Origin of the sequence: Salinarimonas rosea DSM 21201, from assembly GCF_000429045.1 — a bacterium.
Classification (GTDB): Bacteria; Pseudomonadota; Alphaproteobacteria; order Rhizobiales; family Beijerinckiaceae; genus Salinarimonas; species Salinarimonas rosea.
Genome location: NZ_AUBC01000013.1, coordinates 99,271 through 121,482 on the forward strand (window position 1 = coordinate 99,271; position 22,212 = coordinate 121,482).

Consider the following 22,212-nt stretch of genomic DNA (forward strand, 5'->3'; position numbering starts at 1 on the left):
TGCCGCCCCGCGCTGGAAAGAGCGGCCCCGCGTCGCTATAGAGAGGGGGTGCGCCGCGCCCCGGTGCACGCGCGCGAGAGCCGGGATCGGGAAGGGATCTGCAGCGGCATGACGAACAGCCTCGACATCGCCAAGGCTCCGTCGGCGACGCGCGTCGTTGTCGCCATGTCCGGCGGCGTCGATTCCTCCGTCGTGGCCGCGCTGATGAAGCGCGAGGGCTACGACGTCGTCGGCGTCACGCTGCAGCTCTACGATCACGGCGCCGCGGTCCACCGCGCCGGCGCCTGCTGCGCGGGCCAGGACATCCACGACGCCCGCCGCGTCGCCGAGACGATCGGCATCCCGCACTACGTGCTCGACTACGAGAGCCGCTTCCGCGAGGCGGTGATCGAGCGCTTCGCCGACAGCTACCTCTCGGGCGAGACGCCGATCCCCTGCGTCGAGTGCAACCGCTCGATCAAGTTCCGCGACCTGCTCGAGACCGCGCGCGATCTCGGCGCCGACGTGCTGGCCACGGGCCACTACGTCGCGAGCCGGCCCCTTCCGGGCGGGGGGCGCGGCCTCTTCCGCGCCGCCGACCCGGATCGGGACCAGTCCTACTTCCTCTACGCCACGACGCGCGCGCAGCTCGAGCTTCTGCGCTTCCCGCTCGGCGGGCTCGCCGACAAGGGCGAGACCCGCGCGCTCGCCCGCGAGCTCGGCCTCGCCGTGGCGGACAAGGCGGACAGCCAGGACATCTGCTTCGTGCCGCAGGGCCGCTATTCCGACGTGATCACCCGTCTCAAGCCCCACGCGGCGGCGCCCGGCGAGATCGTGCATCTGGACGGCCGGGTGCTCGGCCGGCACGAGGGCATCATCCACTACACGGTGGGCCAGCGCCGGGGGCTCGGCCTCTCGGTCGGCGAGCCTCTCTACGTCGTCGCGCTCGATGCCGACGCCGCGCGGGTCGTCGTCGGCCCGCGCGAGGCGCTCGCCACGCGCCGCATCCGCCTGCGCGACGTGAACTGGATCGGCGACGGGCCGATCGAGCGGCTCGACGACGGGCTGGAGGTCGCGGCGCGCGTGCGATCGACCCGCGCGCCGAAGCCGGCCCTGCTGCGCCGCGTCGCCGGGGAGGCCGGACCCGAGATCGAGGTGTCGCTCCTCTCGCCGGAGGACGGCGTCTCTCCCGGCCAGGCCTGCGTGCTCTACGAGAGCGACGATCCGCGCGCCCGCGTGCTCGGCGGCGGCGTCATCGCGAGGCGCATCGATCCGCTCGCGGACGGCAGGCCCACCGCCGCGCGCTCCGCCGCGAGCCCAGCCTTGGCCTGACGGACGGCCGCCCCACCCCGGAGAAGACCGAGAATGGCCGTCCAGTACGACCTCGAAGGCCAGCGTCGTGTTTACGAGCGCTGGGCCCCAATCTATGATCGCATCTACCACAAGTTCCTCTCGGACGCGCACCGCAGGACCGCGCAGGCGGCGGCGGCCTGCGGGCCGGACATCCTCGAGATCGGCGTCGGCACCGGGCTGGTGCTGCCCTACTACCCGAAGGAGAGCCGCGTCTGCGGCGTCGACCTGTCGATCCACATGCTGGCCAAGGCCCGCGAGAAGGTGCTCGCCGGCCTGCCGCAGGTGAAGCTCGTCGCGGCGATGGACGCCTGCCGGCTCGGCTTCGCCGACGCGAGCTTCGACGCGGTCGCCGTGCCCTTCGTCATCACCCTCGTGCCGGACCCGGAGGGCGCGCTCGACGAGTGCGCCCGCGTGCTCAAGCCCGGAGGCGAGATCGTCGTCGCCTCCAAGCTCGGGCGCGACCGTGGCGCCGTCGCGACGGTGGAGGACGCGGTGGCGCCCCTGATGGCGAGGATCGGCTGGTCCTCCGCCTTCAAGATCAGCCGCATCGCGGCGTGGGCGGAGCGGCGCGGCCTCGCCGTGGAGGAGGTCGCACCGCTGTTCCCGGCGGGCTTCTTCAAGCTGATGCGCGTCAAGAAGCCGGCCGCGTGAGGGCCGCGCCGCCCGGCGAGGCGGCGCGGCTCGGTGTGGATCAGGCCGCCTTCACCTGCGCGAGGAAGCCGCCGACCTCCTTGGAGAGGCCCTGCGCCTGCTCGGAGAGGGCGCGGGCGGCCTCGTTGACGTCGTCGGCGGCGGAACGGGTCTGGCCGGCGCCGTCCTTGAGCTCGACGACCGAGCCCGAGACCTCGTCGGTGCCGCGGGCGGCCTCCTGGACGTTGCGGGCGATCTCGCTCGTGGCGACGCCCTGCTGCTCCATGGCGGCGGCGATGCCCGTGGCGATGCGGCTCATCTCGGCGACGGTGCCGCCGATGCCGGCGATGGCCTTCACCATCTCGTCCGCCACGCCCTGGATCTGCGTGACGTGCGCGGCGATCTCCTCCGTCGCCTTGCCCGTCTGCTCCGCGAGCCCCTTCACCTCGGCCGCGACCACGGCGAAGCCCTTGCCGGCCTCGCCCGCACGCGCCGCCTCGATCGTGGCGTTGAGCGCGAGCAGATTGGTCTGACCGGCGATGCCGTTGATGAGCGAGACGATCTCCTCGATCTTCTGCGCCGAGGTGGCGAGGGAGCGCGCGACGTGGTCGGTGCGCTCCACGTCGGCGACGGCGGCGCTCGAGATCTCCGCGGACTTCGTCACCTGGCGGCCGATCTCCTGGACCGAGGCGCTCATCTCCTCGGTGGCGGTAGCGACCGCCTGGACGTTGGCGGAGGTCTGGGCGGCGGCCGCGGCGAGAGAGGCCGAGCGGCTGTTGCCGGCGTCCGCCGTGGCGGTCATGCCCTGGGCCGTGGCCTGCATGCGGTTGGCCGCCTCGGCGAGGCCGCCGGTGAGGCCGGCGATCGTCTCCTCGAAGCCGCGCATCAGGCGCTCGAGCGCCTCGGCACGGCGCTGCTTGGCCGAGGCCTCCGCCGCGACGGCGGCCTCGGCGGTCCGCTTGGCGCGCAGCGCCTCGGCGAAGACGGCGACGGTGCGCGCCATGGCGCCGATCTCGTCGCGCCGTGCGGTGTCCGGGATCGGGGCGTCGAGGTCGCCTTCGGCGAGGCCGTTCATGCGCGAGGACAGCCGGGAGACCGGCCCCGAGACGCTCCTGCCGAGCCCGAAGCCGATCGCCGCGAGGACGAGGCTAGCCGCCAGCGTGAAGACCAGGAAGGCGTTGCGCGCCCGCGCGGTGATCGCGGCGATGTCGTCGACGTAGATGCCCGTCCCGATCGCCCAGCCCCACGGGCTGAAGCCCTGCACGTAGCTCAGCTTCAGGCGTGCCGCCTCCTCGCCGGGGTTCTTCCACTGGTACTCGACGAAGCCGCTGCCCGCGCGGGCAGCCTGCGACATCTCGCGCACGAAGAACCGCCCGTCGGCGTCCTGTAGCGTGGACATGTCCCGCCCCTGGAGCGCGGGATTGAGCGGATGCATGACCGCGACGGAGTCCATCGTGTTGATGAACATGTACTCGCCGTCGCCGTAGCGGATCGCCCGGAGGGCATCCGCCGCACGCACCTGCGCCTCGGCCTCGGGAAGCTCCCCGCGCTCGGCCCGGGCGTGGAAGTCGGCGACGATCGCATGCGCGCTGGCGGTCAGGCTGCGGAGCAGGTCCTGCTTGCGCTCCTCGAGCTGCGTCGAGAGCGTGGCCGTCCCGAACAGGGCGAGGCTCACGAGGCCGAGGAAGGCGGCGAGGGCGAGCAGGTTGAAGCGCCCTCCAACCGTAGGATGAACGAGTTTGCCGAGGGCGTTCGAAGCAGACATGTGCGGGGCTCCTTTTCCGGCGTGACGTTACGGCACAATATGTTAACAGCCGGCTTTCGCAGGTGCGATTGCTTGGTCACTACCGGTTTTCGCGGGAGCGGCTCACTATCCGGCGATGCCGGCGCGGCGGGGCGCGGACCCGCCGGGCTCCGAAACCGGGTCGACGCGGTCGGAGCCTCGTCCTGCGATCGCGCGCCGTCTCGCGACGGCGTTCCCCGGGGTCGACGGCGCGGCGAGGGGATCGGGAGACGCGCGGGAACGACGGCGTGGTCACCCCGAGCACGGAGCCCTGGAGGGCGCACGCACTCGCTTGACAGCCCCCGACACCCTCCGTATATCCCGCCCACCGACGCGGCGCCGGGCGCGCCGCCGGCCGGGGGCGGAGTAGCTCAGCAGGTTAGAGCAGAGGAATCATAATCCTCGTGTCGGGGGTTCGAGTCCCTCCTCCGCTACCAACTCCCGATCTCCGAAATCCCTTACGGACCGACGACTCGAAGCCCGTCGGGGTCTTCGGTCGATGTGGAACGTCTCACGCGGACGTCCCACCTCCGACGGCCCGGTTCGACGGGGTCGTCGTGCGTGTGCTGAAGCTCGCTCCTGTCCGCATCCGGCTTGCTTCGAAACGAGGCCACGTCCTAGGGCACGTGGTAGCCCGCCTGCACCGCCGGGCGCGCGGCGATCGTCCGGTACCAGCGCTGCACGTTCGGGAAGGCGGAGAGGTCGATCTCCTGCCACTCGTGGCGCGAGATCCAGGGCCACAGCGCGATGTCGGCGATGGAATACTCCCCCGCGACGTAGTCCGCCTCGGTGAGCCGGCGGTCGAGAACGCCGTAGAGGCGCTCGGCCTCGTCGGAGAAGCGCGTCTCGGCGTAGGGCGCGGCCCCCTTGTTGAAGCGCAGGAAGTGGTGGAGCTGGCCGAGCATCGGCCCCGCGCCGCCCATCTGCCACATCAGCCATTCCAGCACCCGGTAGCGCCCCTCGCCGGAGGCCGGCATCAGCCGGCCGGTCTTCTCGGCGAGGTAGATCAGGATCGCGCCCGATTCCATCAGCGTCTGCCCGGTGTCGTGATCGACGATCGCCGGGATCTTGTTGTTGGGGCTGATCTTCAGGAAGTCGGGGGCGTGCTGCTCGCCCTTGCCGATGTCGACCGCGATGGGGCGGTAGGGCAGGCCGAGCTCCTCCAGCGCGATCGAGACCTTGCGGCCGTTGGGGGTCGTCCAGGTGTAGAGATCGATCATGGCCGGTCCTCGATGGAGCCTCAGAGCTGGAAGCCGAGCATGCGGTCACGCGAGCGCGAGATGTGGGTGCGCATGGCCTCGCGGGCGCGGGCGCCGTCCCCGGCGCGGATCGCGTCGAGCACCGCCGCGTGCTCCTCGAGCACCACCGGCAGGCGCAGGGCGGCGCTTTTCTGGGCGAGTCGGCGCGCGGTGGCGATGCCGTCGCGCAGCGGCCAGCGCAGCATCTCCATCGTGCGCGAGAACAGGTGGTTCTGCGTCGCGGTCGCGATGGCGCCGTGGAAGGCGACGTCGGCGGCCGCGCCCGAATCGGGGCCGTCGAACTCCCGCTCGAGCCGCGCCGCCTGCTCCTCGATGGCGGCGAGGTCGCGGGCGTTGCGGCGCTCGGCGGCGAGGAACGCGGCCTCGCCCTCGAGCGCGACGCGCATCTCGTAGCAGCGCAGCAGCTCGGCGATGCTGCCGCTCGGCGCCTGCGCGACGAAATCCGGCGAGAGCGTGCGAGCGACGAAGCTGCCCGCACCCTGGCGCGACGAGATCAGCCCGTCGGCGCGCAGCCGGGCGAGCGCGGTGCGCACGATCGGGCGCGAGACGCCGAAGGCGCGCGCGAGGCTCGTCTCCGAGGGAAGGCGGTCGCCGGGCCCGAGCCGGCCGGCGCCGAGCTGGAGCAGGATCTGCTCGTAGACCTGGTCGGGCAGCCGGTCCTGACGATAGGGGGCGAAGAACGCGGATTCCGCACCCGCCTCCACCTCGCCCGGCTCCGTCCCGTGGCTCTCCGCGCCGTCCACCGCTGTCGCCCCGTTCGCGCCCATCGTCTCCGATCCCGTGCGCAAAGACCATACCGGGACCGCGCGCGCCGACAAGTTGTCTTTCAACTTGACAGGTTTGCACGCCCCGGCGAACCTCTCGCCAGCGACGCCGGAAAACGGCGCGGACACAGGGAACGGAGACGTCGCATGAGTTCGGGCGCCGGGGCATCCGCTGCCGAGACGATCGCGCATGCCGGCCCTGCGGGAGATCTCGCGGTTCCCACGGAGCGCCTGCGCCGCCAGATCGAGGCGCTGTTCGCCGCCTGGTGCGGTCCCGATCACGCGCGCGCCAGCGCCGAGGTGCTGGTCGAGGCCGACCTGATGGGGATCGACAGCCACGGCATCACGCTGGTCCAGCTCTACGAGGAGCTCGTCACCGCCGGCAAGATCGCGCGCGACGCCCGGGTCGGCGTGGTGCGCGGCTTCGGCGCGGTCGCCGTCGTCGACGGGGGAGGCGGCTTCGGCCACGCGCCCTCCCTTCGGGCGATGGATCTCGCCGTCGAGAAGGCGCGCGCCTTCGGCGTCGGCGCGGTCGGGGTGCGCAACTCCAACCATTTCGGCGCGGCCGGGGTCTACGCGCTGCGGGCCGCGCGTGCCGGCATGATCGGGCTCGCGACGAGCGCGGTGCACATGCCCTCGATCGTCCCGGTCTTCGGCCGCGTCCCGCGGCTCGGCACGAACCCGATCGCCTTCGCGGCGCCGGGCGCCGAGGGCGAGCCCTTCCTCCTCGACATCGCGACGAGCACGATCGCCATCGGCAAGCTGAAGCTCGCCTCCCGCAAGGGCCAGCGCCTTCCCGACGGCTATGCCCTCGACGCGGAGGGGCGTCCGCAGAACGATCCCGATGCGGCGCTGCGCGACCGGCTGATGACGCCGCTCGGCGGCGATCGCGCCATGGGCGGACACAAGGGCTACGGCCTCGCGGCGATGGTCGAGGTGCTCTCGACGCTGCTCACGGGCGCGTCCTACGCGCCGCTGCGCGCTGCAGACGCGCCGCATTACGACGTCGGGCACTTCTTCCTCGCGCTGAATCCCGAGGCTTTTCGCGACGACGACGGTGCGGGCGCCGACGGCTTCGCGCACGACCTCGACGCCTTCGTCGCCTGCCTGCGCGAGACGCCGCCGGCCGCCGGCTGCGAGGCCGTGCTCGCCCCGGGCGACCCGGAGCACGCCGTGCGCGCGGTCCGTACGCGCGAGGGCATCCCCATTCCCCGCTCGCTGGTCGAGAGGGTGCGCGGCATCGCCGCCGAGCGGGGCGCGGATTTCCTGCTGGAGGAGCCAGCCGGATAGGCCGCCCGACAAGAGGCGGTCGTCATCGAAGCCAACGGGAGGAAACGACGATGAAGCATCTGACCAAGGTACTGCTGGCGAGCGTCGCCGCGACGGCGCTGGCCGGCGCCGCCCAGGCGCAGGACATCAAGCTGATGACCGGGCCGCAGGGCGGGTCGTGGTATCCGCTCGGCGGCGCGATCCAGCAGATCGTGCAGAGCGGCATGGACGGCGTGAACGTGCAGGTCCTCCCCGGCGGCGGCATCGCCAACGTCAAGGGCATCGCCACCGGCCGCGCCGACGTCGCCTTCGCCAACTCCGTCTCGACGGTGGACGCGATCGAGGGCCGCGGTGCCTTCGAGGAGCGGGCCGAGAACGTCTGCAACGTGGCGACGCTCTATCCGCAGTACTTCCAGATCGTCACGCTGGCGAGCGCCGGCATCGACAGCGTCGCGGACCTCTCCGGAAAGGCGCTGGCGACCCAGCCTCGCGGCAACACCGCCGAGGACATCACCCGCCAGCTCCTCGACGCGGCCGGGCTGTCCTACGACGACATGTCCCAGATGCACTTCGTCTCCTACTCGGACGGCGTCTCGCTGATGAAGGACAACAATGCCGCCGCCATGACGCTCGGCACCACGGTCCCGGCCTCGGCCATCATGGACCTCGCCAGCGGCTCGGACATCCGGATGCTCAGCCTCGACGACGCGCTCATGGACGAGATGCAGAGCCGCAATCCGGGCTACCAGAAGCTCACCATCCCGGCCGGCTCCTATCCGGGCCAGGACGAGGACGTGCAGGCCATCGGATACGCCACGCACGTGGTGGCGCGCTGCGACCTCGATGCGGACGTGGTCCACGGCATGCTCGCCGGCATGGTCGAAAACATCGGCGACCTGCAGGCGATCGCCGGCGCGATGCGCGGCGTCACGCCCGAGCAGATGGCGCAGGACGTCGGCGTGCCGATGCACGAGGGCGCCAAGCGCTACTACGAGGAGCAGGGCGTGATGTGATCGCGCCCTGATCCCGCGCGCCCGCCGGACTGCACCTCCCGGCGGGCGCGCGCCCCGTGCTCGAACAGGCGACGCCCCCCGCGATGTCCGACACCTCGCTCTACCTGAAGACCGTCCGTCGCATCGCCCTAGTGGTCGCGGTCGCGATGAGCTCGTACCACCTGTATGTCGGCTTCTTCGGCACGCCGGACGCGTTCACGCTGCGCGCCACCCATGTCGGCTTCGCGCTGACGCTGGCGTTCCTGACGCTCCCCGCCCGCGAGGCGGACGCCGGGCGCGGGCCGCGGATCTGGGACTGGGCGCTGATCGCGCTCTCGCTCGCGGCGGCCGCCTACCCGGTGCTGGTGAAGGACTACATCTACTCCCGCTTCATCTACATCGACGAGCTGCGCACGGCGGACATCGTCTTCGGCGTGGCGATGACGCTGCTCGTGATCGAGGCGGCGCGCCGGGCGCTGGGGCTCGTCCTGCCGGTCACGGTCGTGCTGTTCCTGGGCTACGCGCTGTTCCTGACGAACACCGAGCCGCTGCTGCTGCTCGAGCAGCTCTACCTCACGACGGAGGGCATCTTCGGCATCCCGGTCGCGGTGTCCGCGACCTACGTCGTGCTGTTCATCCTGTTCGGCGCCTTCGTCGAGCGCTCCGGCGCCGGCAAGCTGTTCATGGACTTCGCCATCAGCCTCACCGGCCACACGGCGGGCGGGCCCGCGAAGGTCGCCTGTGTCACCAGCGGCCTGTTCGGCTCGGTCTCGGGCTCGGCGGTGGCGAACGTGATGACGACGGGCGCCTTCACCATTCCCCTGATGAAGCGGCTCGGCTACCGCCCGGCCTTCGCCGGAGCGGTCGAGGCGGTTGCCTCCACCGGCGGGCAGATCATGCCGCCGATCATGGGCGCGGCCGCCTTCGTGATGGCCGAGTTCATGGGCGTGAGCTACCTCACGGTGGCGACCTACGCGCTGATCCCGGCGCTGCTCTACTACGTCGCGGTGTTCGCCGCCGTGCATTTCGAGGCACGCCGGCTCGGCATGCGCGGCCTGCCCAAGAGCGAGCTGCCGCGGCTCGGCGAGGTGCTGCGCGAGCGCGGGCACCTGTTCCTGCCGCTCGTCATCATCATCGCGACGCTGCTCGCGGGCTACAGCGCCCCCTTCGCGGCCTTGTGCGGCATCGCCTCGGTGATCCCGACCGCGCTGCTGCGCACGTCCACCCGGTCGGCCGTGAACCTGCGCATGATCGTCGACGGGCTCGAGGCCGGCGCCATCGGCTCGATCATGGTGGCGCTCGCCTGCGCGGCCGCCGGCATCGTCATCGGCGTGATCACGCTCACCGGCGCGGGGCTGACCTTCTCGAGCTTCGTCATCTCGGCGGCGAACGAGATGCTGCTCCCGGCACTGCTTCTCACCATGGTGGCGGGGATCATCCTGGGCATGGGCATGCCCACGACGCCCGCCTACATCATCCAGGTATCGCTGCTCGTCCCGGCGCTGGTGCGGCTCGGCGTGCCGGTCGAGAGCGCGCATCTCTTCGTGTTCTATTTCGCCATCCTCTCGGCGATCACGCCTCCCGTCGCGATCGCGGTCTACGCCGCGAACGGCATCTCCGGGGCGGCCTTGTGGCCGAGTTCGGTCGCGGCGGTGAAGCTCGGGCTCACGGGCTACATCATCCCCTTCATGTTCGTGTTCGGGCCCTCCCTCCTCATGATCGGGCCCTGGACCACGATCGGCGCCACCACCGTCACCGCCGTGATCGGGGTGATCTTCCTCGCGGCGGGGCTGAACGGCTGGCTGCTCACCGCGGCCTCGCGGCTCGAGCGGGTGATCCTGATCGCCGCCGCCTTCGTGCTGATCAAGCCCGGCCTGTGGACGGACGCCGTCGGCATCGGGCTCGGCGCAGTGGTGCTGGCCCTCCAGCTGCGCACGCGCCGGCAGGAGGCCCGCGCCGCGCCTGCGGCGGCCGAGACCCGCGCGCCAGAGAGCGCCCCCAACCCCGTCCGGCCCGCGGAGTGAACGCGTCGATGCCCGAGCGCAAGAAGACCCCCGAGACCCTGCGCAGCGCCCGCTGGTTCGCCCCCGACGACCTGCGCGGCTTCGGCCACCGCTCGCGGATGATGCAGATGGGGCTCTCACCGGACGACTGGGCCGGGCGCCCGGTCGTCGCCATCCTCAACACCTGGTCCGACCTCAACGCCTGCCACGCACATTTCAAGCACCGGGTGGAGGACGTGAAGCGCGGCGTGCTCCAGGCCGGCGGCTACCCCGTCGAGCTGCCCGCGCTGTCGCTGTCGGAGACGAACGTCAAGCCGACCACGATGCTCTACCGCAACATGCTCGCCATGGAGGCGGAGGAGCTGATCCGCTCGCATCCGATCGACGGCGTCGTGCTGATGGGCGGCTGCGACAAGACCACCCCCGCGCTGCTGCTCGGCGCGACGAGCGCCAACGTCCCGGCGATCTTCGTCCCCGCCGGGCCGATGCTGCGCGGCAACTGGAAGGGCAAGGTGCTGGGCTCGGGCTCCGACGCGTGGAAATACTGGGACGAGCGCCGGGCGGGGACCATCTCGGACGCGGACTGGCTGGCGGTGGAGGGCGGCATCGCGCGCTCCTACGGCACCTGCATGACGATGGGCACGGCCTCCACCATGACCGCGCTCGTCGACGCGCTCGGCATGACCCTGCCGGGCGCCTCCTCGATCCCCGCGGCGGACGCGAACCACATCCGCATGGCGTCGGCGGCGGGGCGGCGGATCGTCGAGATGGTCTGGGAGGACCTGACGCCCGACCGAATCCAGACCCGCCCCGCCTTCCTCAACGCCATCAACGTCGCCATGGCGCTCGGCTGCTCGACCAACGCCATCATCCACCTGATCGCCCAGGCGCGCCGCGCGGGCGTGGACATCGGCCTCGACGACTTCGACCGGGCGAGCCGCGAGGTGCCGGTGCTGGCCAACATCCGCCCCTCGGGCGAGCGCTTCCTGATGGAGGATTTCTTCTATGCCGGCGGCCTGCGGGGGCTGCTGTCCCGCCTCGCGCCGCTGCTCGACCTGTCCTGCCTGTCGGTGACGGGGAAGACGCTCGGAGAGAACCTCGAGGGTGCGGAGGTCTTCGACGACGACGTCATCCGCCCGCTCGACAACCCGGTCTACGCCGAGGGCGCGCTCGCGGTGCTGCGCGGCAACCTCGCGCCGGAGGGCTGCGTGATCAAGCCCTCGGCCTGCGAGCAGCGTTTCCTGCGCCATTCCGGCCCTGCGCTCGTGTTCGACGACTACCCCTCGATGAAGGCGGCGATCGACCGCGAGGATCTCGACGTCACCGCGGACCACGTCCTGATCCTGCGCAACGCCGGCCCGCAGGGCGGCCCCGGCATGCCCGAATGGGGCATGCTGCCGATCCCGACCAAGCTCGTGAAACAGGGCGTGCGCGACATGGTGCGCATCTCCGACGCGCGCATGTCCGGCACGAGCTACGGCGCCTGCATCCTCCACGTCTCGCCGGAGAGCTATATCGGCGGGCCGCTGGCCTTGGTGCGCACCGGCGATGTCGTGACGATCGACGTGCCGGCGCGCTCCATCCGGCTCGAGCTCTCCGACGACGAACTCGACGCCCGCCGCGCCGCCTGGGAACCGCCGCCGCCGCGCTACGAGCGCGGCTATGGCTGGATGTTCTCCCGCCACATCCGCCAGGCGCACGAGGGCTGCGACTTCGACTTCCTCGAGACCTCGTTCGGCCGGCCGGTCGACGAGCCGGTCATCTATTGAGGAGGATCGCGATGCCGCTCTCGGATGCCACCCGCGCCGTGCTGAAGACCGTGTCCACGGCGACGCTCTCCACCGCCCTGTTCAAGCGGGGGCTGCGCTCGCAGTTCATCCAGGACGTGCAGCCGCTGAACCCCGCCGCCGGGACCATGGTGGGCGAGGCCTACACGCTGCGCACCATCCCCGCGCGCGAGGACCTCAACCCGATCACCGTGTTCCAGGACCGCGGCCATCCGCAGCGCAAGGCGATCGAGGAATGCCCGCCCGGCGCGGTGCTGGTGATCGACAGCCGCAAGGACCCGCGCGCGGCGTCGGCCGGCGAGATCCTGGTGACGCGGTTGATGGTGCGCGGGGCGGCGGGCATCGTCACCGACGGCGGCTTTCGCGATGCGGCCGAGATCGCCCGCCTCGACTTCCCCGCCTTCCACCATCGCCCGACGGCGCCCACCAACCTCACGCATCACCAGGCGATCGAGATCGGCGTGCCGATCGGCTGCGGCGACGCGCCGGTGTTCCCCGGCGACGTGATCGTCGGCGACGGCGACGGCGTGATCGTGATCCCGGCCGGGATCGCGGACGCGATCGCCGCGGAAGCCGCCGAGATGACCGCCTTCGAGGACTTCGTCGTCGGCGAGGTCCGCCGCGGCCGCTCGATCCTGGGCCTCTACCCCCCCACCGACCCGGCGACGCAGGACGACTTCGCCGCCTGGCGCAGGGAGCATGGGCGATGAGGAGACGGACATGAACCGCGTACGCGAGATCTGGGACGGGGGCGGGCAGGCGGTGGGGGCCTGGCTGCAGATCGGGGGCGCGCTCTCTGCGGAGACGATCGCCGGCTGCGGCTTCGATACGGTGGTGATCGACCTGCAGCACAGCCTGATCGACTTCTCGACCTGCGCGGCGATGCTGCTGGCGATCGAGAAGCAGGGCGTCGAGCCCCTCGTGCGGATGCACTGGAACGAGCCCGCCGCGATCATGAAGCTGCTCGACGCGGGCGCCTACGGCGTCGTCGCGCCGATGATCGAGACCGCCGACGAGGCGCGCGCCTTCGCCGACTGCCTGCACTATCCGCCCCGGGGCAAGCGCTCCTGGGGGCCGCGCCGGCCGCTGATCCGCTACGGCAAGGACTACGCCGCGAAGGCGAGCGCGAGCGTCGTGTCGATGGCGATGATCGAGACCCGCCGGGGGCTCGACAATCTCGACGCGATCCTCGCCGTGGACGGGGTCGATGGGATCTTCATCGGCCCCGCCGACCTCGCGCTCGCGCTGGGCCGCGCGCCCCGCGCCGACCACGACGACCCGGAGGTCGTCGCGACGATCGCGGACATCCGCGAGCGGACGCATGCGGCCGGCAAGAAGGTGGGTGTCTTCACCGCCGCGCCGGCCTTCTCGGCGCAGAAGCTGCGTGAGGGCTTCGACCTCGTCACCATCACGCCCGACCTGATGATGCTGGAAGCCGCCGCGCGGCGGACGCTCGCGGAGGTCCGCGAAGGCGCACGCCGGACGTGAGGGTGCCCGGCGGCGTATTGCCGCTGGGTTGTGCGCGTGACACACTCCACCCGACCGGCGGATCGCTCGACAAGAGGCGACCCCGGTCCGAGACCCGCGACGAGCGGGAACGAGCGGCGTCCGGAAGAGGGCGGGCGGCGCGCCACCAAGCGGAGGAAACGCCATGAACCTCAAGCGCACCCACGGAGTCGCGCTCGGCGCGCTCGTCCTCGCCGCGGCGGCCACCGCGCCGGCGCAGGCGCAGCAGACGCTCAGCTGGGCGCACGTCTACGAGGCCTCGGAGCCCTACCACACCTGCGCGCTCCGGGCGGCGGAGGAGTTCGCCGCCCGGACCGACAACCGCTACGGCATCGAGGTCTTCCCCGCCTCGACGATGGGCAAGGAGGTCGACATCAACGAGGGCCTCTCGTTGGGCACGGTGGACATCATCTACACCGGCCAGCTCTTCGCCGGGCGCTCCTACGGCCCGATCGCCATCGGCGGCGCGCCCTTCATGTTCCGCGACTTCGACCACTGGAACGCCTATCGCAAGTCGGAGCTGTTCGGCGAGCTGGCGCAGGGCTACGAGGACGCGACCGGCAACCGGGTCGCCTCGCTGACCTATTACGGCGAGCGCCACGTCACCTCGAACAAGCCGATCCTCCAGCCCGAGGACATGGAAGGGCTGAAGATCCGCGTGCCGAATGCGCCGCTCTACACCATGTTCCCCCGCGCCGTGAACGCCAACCCGACGCCGATCGCCTTCGCCGAGGTCTATCTCGCGCTGAGCCAGGGCGTGGTCGACGCGCAGGAGAACCCGCTGCCGACGATCCAGGCCAAGCGCTTCTTCGAGGTGCAGTCCGACATCAACCTGACCGGCCACATCACCGACGCGCTGCTGACCATCGTCGGCGGGCCGGCCCGCGAGAAGATCGAGGACGCCGACGAGGAGATCCTGTTCGAGCTCCTCCAGGCGGCGGCGGACCGCTGCACCGACGAGATCACGACCATGGAGGCCGAGCTCGCCTCCTGGTTCGAGGAGCAGGGCGTCAACGTCAACGAGGTCGATCGCGGTCCCTTCCGCGAGGCCACCGTGGCGCTCCACAACGGCCCGGACGCCACCTGGGACCAGGCGACCTACGATCGCCTGCAGGCGGTCGGCGCGGAGTGATCCGCGCGACGTGATCCGCGGACGGGGAGGGCGCATGCCCTCCCCGCATGGCCGTCGTCCCCGACCGGAGGGGCCGTCGACGCCTCCCGTCACCCCCGGCCCCGGCGGCTTCCCATGCCCGACCCGCACCGCGACGCCGATCCCGACCCCGCCGCCTCCGTCGACCAGCTCTTCGAGGAGTGGCGCGAGGAGGAGGGTCATGTCGACCTCTCGGATCTGCGCTGGTCGGACGGGATCGTGTTCGCGATCTTCTGGGCGCTGTTCGCGATCGTCTTCCTGCAGTTCTACACCCGCTACGTCCTCAACGATTCGCTCGGCTGGACCGAGGAGATCGCGCGCTACCTGCTCATCGGCGTCACCTTCGTCGGCGCGGTCACCGCCATGCGCAAGGGCTCGCACATCGCTGTGGAGGCGCTGCTCGTCTTCCTGCCGAAGGGGCCGCGGCACTGGCTGCTCGTCGTCATCGACGGCGTGGTCGCCGCCTTCTGCGGCTTTCTCGCCTGGTACGCGTACCAGCTGGGGCGGCGGGCGCCGGGCATGATCATGTCGATCGACGTGCCCAAGAAGTACATCTACTGGGCCGTCGCCGCGGCCCTGCTGGCGATGACGGTCCACGCCGCGATCCGCTTCTGGCGGCGGCTGCGGCGGCGCGAGCCGGACGCGCCGCACGGCGCGGCGGTCGACTGATGCGCTCCCCGAACCTCGTGTAGAGGCCGCCCGCATGCTGATCGGCATCATGATCGCCGCCCTCGTCGCCATGATCCTGCTCGGCGTGCCGATCGCGGTCGCGCTCGCGGGCTCCTCGCTGCTCTACATCGTCATGTCCGGCACGATCCCCGAGATCACGGTGATCCACCGCATGGTCAACGGGGTGGACAGCTTTCCGCTGCTCGCCGTGCCCTTCTTCATCATGGCCGGCAACCTGATGAACTCCGCGGGCATCACCAAGCAGATCTTCGCCTTCGCCGTCGCCGCGGTCGGCTGGCTGAAGGGTGGGCTCGGGCACGTCAACATCGCCGCCTCGGTGATCTTCGCAGGCATGTCCGGAACGGCGGTGGCGGACGCGGGCGGGCTCGGCACGATCGAGATCAAGGCCATGCGCGACAACGGCTACGACGCCAAGCTCGCCGTGGGCATCACGGCGGCGTCCTCGACGATCGGCCCGATCGTTCCGCCCTCGCTGCCGCTCGTGATCTACGGCGTCGTCTCGGGCGCCTCGATCAACGCGCTCTTCGTCGCGGGCATCGTGCCCGGGCTCCTGATGGCGCTCTTCCTGTCCGGCGCTGTGACGATCATCGCCCACCGCCGCGGCATCGGGGCCGATGCGCGCTTCGACCTCTCGAGGCTCGGCTGGACCTTCCTCGACGCGATCCTGCCGCTGATGACGCCCGCCATCATCATCGGCGGCATGTCGCTCGGCCTGTTCACGCCCACCGAGGCCGCGATCTTCGCCTGCGCCTATGCGCTGCTGCTCTCCGTCGTCGTCCACCGGATCATGAACGCGGTACTGGTGAATGCCGGCAGGAAGCCGCGCTACTCGACCCTGTCGCTGCGCCAATTCGTGCGCGTGTCGATGGACACGATCGAGACGACGTCCGTGGTCCTGTTCATCGTCGCCGGCGCCTCGATCTTCGGCTGGATCCTGACGACGACCCGCACCACCGAGGCGCTCGGGGCGTTCATCCTGGAGGTGGCGACGAACCCGCTCGTCTTCCTCTTGATGGTCAACGGCTTCCTGTTGATCATCGGCTGCTTCATGGAGACGATCGCGGCGATCACGATCCTCACGCCGGTGCTCCTGCCCGTCGCCGTCGAACTCGGCATCGACCCGGTGCATTTCGGGATCGTCATGGTGCTCAACCTGATGATCGGGCTGCTCACGCCGCCGGTCGGCATGGTGCTCTACGTGCTCTCCCGCGTGGCGGCGATCTCGTTCGAGGACTGCGTGCGCGCCGTCGCGCCGTTCCTGATCCCGCTGCTCGCGACGCTGGCGCTGATCACCTTCGTGCCCGCGACGACGCTGTGGCTGCCCCGATTGTTGCGCACGATGGGCTATCTTTAGCCGACGTTCGGTCGCGCGACCCGCGATGTCGAGACGCTCCTGGGCTTCGCTGAGCCGACCATCGCCATCGTGGCGCAGACAACGACGGCGGCGAACCTCGCCCGATCTATGGCCGAGAACGCGGCCCGGCCGCCGGCGTGACACCGCCGTCGGCGCCCCGGTGGCGAGCGAGCGCGTCCTCCAGGCACGCGTGCATGGCCGCACCGATCGCGCCCGCCGTGAAGCGGGCGACACTCTCGCGCCCCCGCGCGCGCAGGACCGCGAGCGTCGGCCAGTCGTCGTGGGCACGGCGCAGGGCGGCGGCGAGGGCGCGCGCATCGATCTCGGCCCAGGCCGCCTCCGGCTCGTGCGGCGCGAAGCCGAAGCGCTCGCGGGTGTGCGCGTCCGCGATCGGGACGCACGCGAAGGGCACGGGCAGCGCGCAGCTGTCGTCCATGTAGTCCATGTTGCCGCCGTAGCCGGTGGCGACGACGAGGTTTCCGGCGGCCATCGCGTCGCTCAGGCACAGGCCCCAGCCCTCGGCGCGGTGGGCGCTGACGCAGCAATCGCCGAGCCGGTGCAGCGCCGCGATCTCGGCGTCGCGCGCCGGCCCGTGCCAGGACACCACCCCGCGCACCGCGGCGAGGGCGGGCGGCAGCGGCGTCGGCGTCTTGACGACCAAGGCGGGGTCGCCGTCGGGGAACGCGTCCGCGAACGCGGCGATGGCGGCCTCGACGTTCTTGCGGGGCTCGAGCCGGGCGACGAGGTAGAACACGAAGCGCCCCGGCGCGAGGCCGAGACGCTGCGCCAGCGCCGCCGCGTCCTTCGCGTCGGCCTCCGGCGGCGCGACCACGTGCGGCACGATCCGCACCGGCCGCCCGGCCGGCGCGAGGATATCGCGGCAGAAGCGCGAGGCCGTCCAGATCTCGTCCACCATCCCGAGCCAGCGCAGCATCTGCGCGGGCACGCGGTCCGGCTCCCAGACTGCGTAGCCGACGACGGGCCGGCCGGCGATGCCGGGCAACGCCCGCAGCCAGGTGGGATAGGACCACGGCTCGTCGTGCAGCACGACGACGTCGGCCTCCTCGGGCTGCGCGACGAGGCGCACACCGGCCGCGGCGAGCGCGGCACGCGCCTCCGCACCGGCGCGGCGATGGCTGCGGTAGCGGCCGACCCGGTAGCAGACCGAGATCGGTCCCGCGCCAGCCCGCGCCGCGCCCTCTCCGCTCACCACCCGAGGCCTTGGTCCGGCGACGGCTCGCGCACGGCGACAACGCCGTACTTGGCGAGCCACGCCAGGCTGCGCAGCCCCGCCGCGCGGCTCCCCTGCGGCAGTGTCTCGAGCAGCGTGTCGACCGTCGCCGCGCCACTCTCCAGGCGCGCCACGAGGCGGTCGACCTGGAAGTCGTCGAGCAGGATCGGGCGGGCGAGCACCGCGATCGGCAGGCGGCGCAGCTGGGCGAGGGCGAAGCGCGGGTCGGGATCGGCGAGGCTCACCCGCGATTCCGGCGTCAGCGCGCGGGTCGGGTGGCCCGCGAACATCGCGAACAGGTCCGGGAAGTCCGGGTGCACCGTGGTGCGCTCGGGCTCGCGCCCGCCGAGGACGGGCGCCTCGGCGCGCAGCGCGGCGAGCTCGGCCCAGAGCGCCTCGTAGAGCCGCACCACGCGGCGCCAGTCGTAGACGTCCTCGGCCCGCCGCCGCCCGGCCGCGCCCATCGCGCGACGCAGCTGCGCATCCCCCGCGAGCCGCGCGATCGCATCGGCGGCGGCGTCGACGTCGACGGCGATGCACTGCGCCGCGAAGGCGATGTGGGCGAAGTGGTCGAAGCTCGCGCGCGCGTGCTCGTCGGCCATGTCGATCCCCGCCCCGGGGGGCGCCATCAGGGTCGGCACGCGAAAGCCGGTCTCGCCGTCGACGACGGTCTCGCGATAGCCGTTCCAGTCCGCGACGACGCAGGGGAGCCCGGCCGCCATCGCCTCCACGGGCGTGAGGCCGAACGTCTCCTGGACGTTGTCGGGGAGCGACACGAACAGGTCGGCGGCGGCCCAGCTCGCGTCGGCCCGCGCCGTCTCGCGCCCGTCGAGCCAGTGCACGGCAACGGAGGGGCAGAACAGCCGGCTCGCGGAGCGGAAGTTCTCCTCGGCCTCCTGGTCGGCGAACTGCCCGACGAGGACGAGATGCAGCTCGACCTCCTCGCCGGCCCGGCGCGCCGCGAGTTCGATCGCGCGAAACAGCGGCACGGGGTGCGCCTTCGAGCGGTGGTCGAGCCGCCCGAAGCCGAGCGCGACGACGGCGTCCTCGGCGATCCCGAGCTCGGCGCGAAGCCCCCGCCCCGCCGCCTCGCGCTCGGCCGTGCGGGCGAAGCGGTCGAGATGCACGCCGAGCGGGATCACCGGGAAGCGCACCGGCGTGTCCGGCACGCGAAAGCCGCGGGCGCCGAGGTAGTCGCGCCAGCCGTCGAGGACGTGGCGGATCGCCTGCTGCGCGCAGGCGGAGGTGCAGATCAGGGCGTCCCAGGGCTGGGTCGGCGCGACGACGAGGTCGCGGATCGAGCGGATCACCCGCTCGGTCGCGACCGAGTGCGTGATCCCGCACAGGCTGTAGCGCCGCTCGCCGACGAAGCGGCGCATCCAGGCGCCCTCCGAGATGATCGGCCCCGGCAGGAAGACGCTGCCCGCCGCCTCCAGCGCGGCGGCGTCGAAGGGCCGGACCCAGCGCACCTGCGCGGCGTCGGCATGACCGGAGACGCGCCGCCGGAAGGCCTCGAACACCTGCGGGTCCTCGGCGAGGCAGGACAGGTGCGCGGCGCGGCCGTAGCGGGCGAGGGCGTCGAGGAAGCCGGCGCCGGCGGACTGGCGCCCGACGACGTTCGCCTTGTCGCCCTCGTAGGCCTCCGGCACGTAGAGGATGGCGCAACCGGGCGCGGGATCGCTCCCGACGCCGGAGGCGGGCGGGGCGGGCGAGGCGAGCGCCACGGCCGCCTCACTCCGCCGCGGGCGGCGCGGCGGCGCCGGAGGTCTGCGGATAGGTCTGGCTCGGCTGGAACGTGGTGTCGTAGCCCGGGTAGTCGTTGAAGGTGAAGCCGTTGTTGAACACGCCGCCCGAGTTGTTGACGAGGTGGATCACCGCATCGAGCGCCGTGCGCAGCGCCGGCTCCGTCCAGCCGCCCTCGACGCCATAGGATTCGCCGGCGAAGTACAGGTTGGAGGCGTAGGAGTAGGTCTGGTTGTAGGTCAGGAGATCGTAGCACTGCTCCCAGCCGCGCTGGCGGTAGAGCTTGGCGCAGCCGCGATAGGTCGGCTGCAGCAGCCAGTGGATCACCGTCGGCGTCTGCCTCGTGTCGACCCACTTGAGGATGCTCTCGCCCAGCGTCGATTGCGTGATCCGATCGAGCTCGGCCAGGACCTTCCCACCGAGGATCGTGTCGTTCGTGTCGGCGAGGACCTTGAGCGCGTCGTCCTCCCAGGTGTAGCTCGCGAGAATCGCCGCATCGTTGTTGTCGGTGCTCCACTGCACCGAGTACGCATCCTGCACGAAGGTGTCGGTGACGATCAGCTGCGGGATCTTCGAGCCCTCGTTCCAGTAGGCCTTGTAGAGGGGATAGAAGACCTTCGCGCTGGCGATGAGGTGCTGCTGGTGGAGCGCCTCGGGCACCTGCCAGGGCAGCATCGTCGTGGTGTCGAAGCCCTCGAAGTCGATGGAGAGCTGCGTCGCCCAGATCGGGGAGGTGATCACGACGTAGTCGGCGACGAGCGCGGGCGCCGTGCGCGCGTTGACGTGCACCGAGATCGTCCCGTCCGTGTTGCGCTTGAGCGCCGACACGGGCGTGTTGACGAAGAACGCCGCCGACGTGTCGTTCCCGTTCCGCGCCGCCGCGTAGAGCGAGCGGCTGGTGCCCGGTGCCCGCAGGTAGAACAGCATCTCCACGAGCGACTGGATGCCGCGATAGAACGGGGCCTCGAGCGGGGCGCCGTTCGTGTCGAACGGGGTCGCGTTGTACATCGGCAGGGCGAAGGCGTTGTTCAGCCCGCTCACCGTCTGCAGGTCGGAGCTGTAGCCGAACATCACGCAGCGGATGAACCACATGGCGCTGATCGAATAGAACGCGCCCCAGGACCCGTCGCCGGAGCCGATCGTGTAGAACAGGTCCGATTCGTAGGGCGTCATGCCGAAGCCGCCGAACCAGCCGTCGCCCGCGTATTGCGCGGGCGTGATCGCCTCGGTGAAGACGAGGTCCGAGAAGGACATCTTGTCGTAGTTGTTCGCGATCTGCTGCCAGAGCGTGTCCCACTCCGGCCCGTCCTGCGCGTAGACCGGCGCGACGATCGCGGTGAACAGGTCGATGAGCGCGTCGACCTTGCGCGCCACCTCCTGCAGGTCGGGGTTCTCCGGCTGGCCGCCGTCCGGCCAGGGGATCATCGTCGGCTGGTCGTAGACGTCGTTGGGCCCGAGCCCGTTGTTCATGTAGATGCCGGTGCCGCCCTTCGTCTGCCCCGGGTTGGGGAAGTCCGACAGGTTGGCGAAGGTCGGGTTCGGGTTGCCGGACCAGCGCTGGTCCTGGTTGAGGAAGTAGGCGAGCAGGCAGTTCGTCGAGTTGCCCGGCGCCTCGCCGCCCTTCACGTCGTTGAAGAACGGCATGCGCATGGCGCCGAGCTCGTAGGCGGTGGTGCCGAAGCTCTTGCGCTCCGTGTAGAGGCGCCCGCCGAGCCGGCTGGTCGCCTCGAAGATGCGCACCTGGTAGCCCGAGCGCCACAGCTCCCGCGCGACCGTCATGCCGGCGGCGCCGGCGCCGACCACCGCCACCGTCTTGGCCGTCGGCGCGCGGCCGATCGGCTGGCCCGTGGCCCACGAGTCGTTGAGCAGCTTGAAGTAGTTGAAGCGCAGGTCCGGCGGGTTGGGGAAGTCCGGCAGCCAGGGATTGGCGGATACGTTCCGCACGTAGGGGACCGACTTCTCGAAGCCCTGTCGCATGGCGAAGCCTCCTCGTTCACGCCGCGCGCCCGGCCCCTCGCCGGGTCGATTTGCTTGATTTGGAAAATAAACGCGAGAACGGCCGAGCTGTCAAACGGAGAGTTGCGTTTCGTCCGGATTGTGAGCGCGATTTTTCGCGCGAGGGTCGTTACCCGCGCGTCGTCACGCGCGGCGGCGGGGCCGGCGCGCGGGGTCGATGCGGGGAGACGCAGGGAGAACCGGCGCGATCGGCCGCAGCCGTCACGGCTCCTGGAGGACCCGCGGGCCTTCGGCGAGGTCTTCCAGCAGCGCCTTGAGCGCGGCGGTCTTGGAGCCGCCGAACAGGCGCTCGACGTGCCGGTCGTGCTCGGCGACGAGCCGGCGCAGCCGCGCCTGCATCGCCGCGCCACGCGCGGTGGCGTGGAGCAGCACCCGGCGCTGGTCCTGCGGATCGGCGACGCGATGGACGAGACCGCTCGCCACCATGCGATCCGCGAGCTTGGTCAGCGCGGGGTGGTTCATCAGAACCTCCTCGGCGAGCTCGCCCATGGCGCGGCCCTGCCGGTCCGCCAGAACCTCGAGCACGCGCCACTGCTCGACGCTCGCGCCTTCCTTCTGCAGGCGCGCCTCGAGGTCCGCGTGCAGCTGCCGGTGCGCACGCGCCAGGTGGTAGCTCAGGTGGCTGCGGATCGAGGTGCTGCTCAACGGGACGCGTCTCTTCGGTGGCGTGCGGCCGCGCGCGGGCGGCCAATCGCGATTTGAT

Annotated in this window: 18 protein-coding genes and 1 tRNA gene; 12 read left to right on the forward strand and 7 right to left on the reverse strand. The window is 71.4% G+C overall.

Going from position 1 to position 22,212, the window contains the following annotated elements; all coding sequences use genetic code 11:
- Positions 1–108: 108 nt before the first annotated feature.
- Both mnmA and G407_RS0111470 read left to right on the forward strand, forming a co-directional pair.
- Positions 109–1,311, forward strand: coding sequence for a tRNA 2-thiouridine(34) synthase MnmA (gene mnmA / locus G407_RS27220; protein WP_043539585.1), 1,203 nt, complete (start codon positions 109–111; stop codon positions 1,309–1,311).
- A 33-nt stretch (positions 1,312–1,344) separates the two neighbouring features.
- Positions 1,345–1,983: a class I SAM-dependent methyltransferase gene (locus G407_RS0111470; protein WP_029030910.1), complete on the forward strand. Its 639-nt coding sequence runs from the start codon at positions 1,345–1,347 to the stop codon at positions 1,981–1,983.
- A 40-nt stretch (positions 1,984–2,023) separates the two neighbouring features.
- On the opposite strand, the gene G407_RS0111475 is transcribed toward G407_RS0111470, so the two are convergent.
- Positions 2,024–3,727, reverse strand: coding sequence for a methyl-accepting chemotaxis protein (locus G407_RS0111475; protein WP_029030911.1), 1,704 nt, complete (start codon positions 3,725–3,727; stop codon positions 2,024–2,026).
- Positions 3,728–4,105: 378 nt separating this feature from the next.
- Here G407_RS0111475 and G407_RS0111480 point away from each other — a divergent pair.
- Positions 4,106–4,182 (forward strand) — tRNA-Met (locus tag G407_RS0111480).
- A gap of 180 nt (positions 4,183–4,362) precedes the next feature.
- Here the strand turns inward: G407_RS0111480 and G407_RS0111485 are convergent.
- Together G407_RS0111485 and G407_RS31735 are read right to left on the reverse strand one after the other, a co-directional pair.
- A complete protein-coding gene (locus tag G407_RS0111485) occupies positions 4,363–4,965 on the reverse strand; it encodes a glutathione S-transferase family protein (RefSeq protein WP_029030912.1) in 603 nt (200 codons plus the stop codon).
- Positions 4,966–4,985: 20 nt separating this feature from the next.
- On the reverse strand, positions 4,986–5,771 hold the full coding sequence (locus tag G407_RS31735; RefSeq protein WP_052341257.1) for a FadR/GntR family transcriptional regulator: 786 nt from the start codon (positions 5,769–5,771) through the stop codon (positions 4,986–4,988).
- A gap of 144 nt (positions 5,772–5,915) precedes the next feature.
- Between G407_RS31735 and G407_RS0111495 the strand changes: the two genes are divergently transcribed.
- From G407_RS0111495 to G407_RS0111535, 9 genes are all read left to right on the forward strand, one after another.
- Entirely contained in the window at positions 5,916–7,058 is a 1,143-nt protein-coding gene (locus G407_RS0111495) for an Ldh family oxidoreductase (protein WP_052341258.1), read from the forward strand.
- Between the two features lie 50 nt (positions 7,059–7,108).
- Positions 7,109–8,050, forward strand: a complete 942-nt coding sequence (locus G407_RS0111500; RefSeq protein ID WP_029030915.1) for a TAXI family TRAP transporter solute-binding subunit — start codon at positions 7,109–7,111, stop codon at positions 8,048–8,050.
- A gap of 83 nt (positions 8,051–8,133) precedes the next feature.
- A complete protein-coding gene (locus G407_RS27225) occupies positions 8,134–10,053 on the forward strand; it encodes a TRAP transporter permease (RefSeq protein WP_052341259.1) in 1,920 nt (639 codons plus the stop codon).
- 8 nt (positions 10,054–10,061) lie between these two features.
- A complete protein-coding gene (gene araD, locus G407_RS0111510; RefSeq protein ID WP_029030916.1) occupies positions 10,062–11,801 on the forward strand; it encodes an L-arabinonate dehydratase in 1,740 nt (579 codons plus the stop codon).
- An 11-nt stretch (positions 11,802–11,812) separates the two neighbouring features.
- Positions 11,813–12,529 carry a ribonuclease activity regulator RraA gene (locus tag G407_RS0111515; RefSeq protein ID WP_029030917.1) on the forward strand — a complete coding sequence of 239 codons (717 nt, stop codon included), beginning with the start codon at positions 11,813–11,815 and terminating at the stop codon, positions 12,527–12,529.
- A 10-nt stretch (positions 12,530–12,539) separates the two neighbouring features.
- Positions 12,540–13,307 carry an HpcH/HpaI aldolase family protein gene (locus tag G407_RS0111520; RefSeq protein ID WP_043539586.1) on the forward strand — a complete coding sequence of 256 codons (768 nt, stop codon included), beginning with the start codon at positions 12,540–12,542 and terminating at the stop codon, positions 13,305–13,307.
- A 163-nt stretch (positions 13,308–13,470) separates the two neighbouring features.
- On the forward strand, positions 13,471–14,457 hold the full coding sequence (locus G407_RS0111525; protein ID WP_029030919.1) for a sialic acid TRAP transporter substrate-binding protein SiaP: 987 nt from the start codon (positions 13,471–13,473) through the stop codon (positions 14,455–14,457).
- A 114-nt stretch (positions 14,458–14,571) separates the two neighbouring features.
- The gene (locus tag G407_RS27230) at positions 14,572–15,144 is read left to right on the forward strand and encodes a TRAP transporter small permease (RefSeq protein ID WP_052341260.1); all 573 of its coding nucleotides are present in this window, start codon (positions 14,572–14,574) and stop codon (positions 15,142–15,144) included.
- A gap of 34 nt (positions 15,145–15,178) precedes the next feature.
- Complete coding sequence (locus G407_RS0111535) at positions 15,179–16,519, forward strand: TRAP transporter large permease (RefSeq protein ID WP_029030920.1); 1,341 nt, start codon at positions 15,179–15,181, stop codon at positions 16,517–16,519.
- A gap of 106 nt (positions 16,520–16,625) precedes the next feature.
- Here the strand turns inward: G407_RS0111535 and G407_RS0111540 are convergent, their stop codons facing one another.
- The 4 genes from G407_RS0111540 to G407_RS0111555 form a co-directional block, all read right to left on the reverse strand.
- Positions 16,626–17,729, reverse strand: coding sequence for a glycosyltransferase (locus tag G407_RS0111540; protein WP_156917562.1), 1,104 nt, complete (start codon positions 17,727–17,729; stop codon positions 16,626–16,628).
- A complete protein-coding gene (locus G407_RS0111545; protein ID WP_052341261.1) occupies positions 17,726–19,474 on the reverse strand; it encodes a glycosyltransferase family 4 protein in 1,749 nt (582 codons plus the stop codon). The genes G407_RS0111540 and G407_RS0111545 overlap by 4 nt, the downstream gene beginning before the upstream one ends.
- 7 nt (positions 19,475–19,481) lie before the next feature.
- A complete protein-coding gene (locus tag G407_RS0111550; protein WP_029030923.1) occupies positions 19,482–21,470 on the reverse strand; it encodes a flavin monoamine oxidase family protein in 1,989 nt (662 codons plus the stop codon).
- A gap of 240 nt (positions 21,471–21,710) precedes the next feature.
- The gene (locus G407_RS0111555; protein WP_029030924.1) at positions 21,711–22,154 is read right to left on the reverse strand and encodes a MarR family winged helix-turn-helix transcriptional regulator; all 444 of its coding nucleotides are present in this window, start codon (positions 22,152–22,154) and stop codon (positions 21,711–21,713) included.
- Positions 22,155–22,212 lie beyond the last annotated feature (58 nt).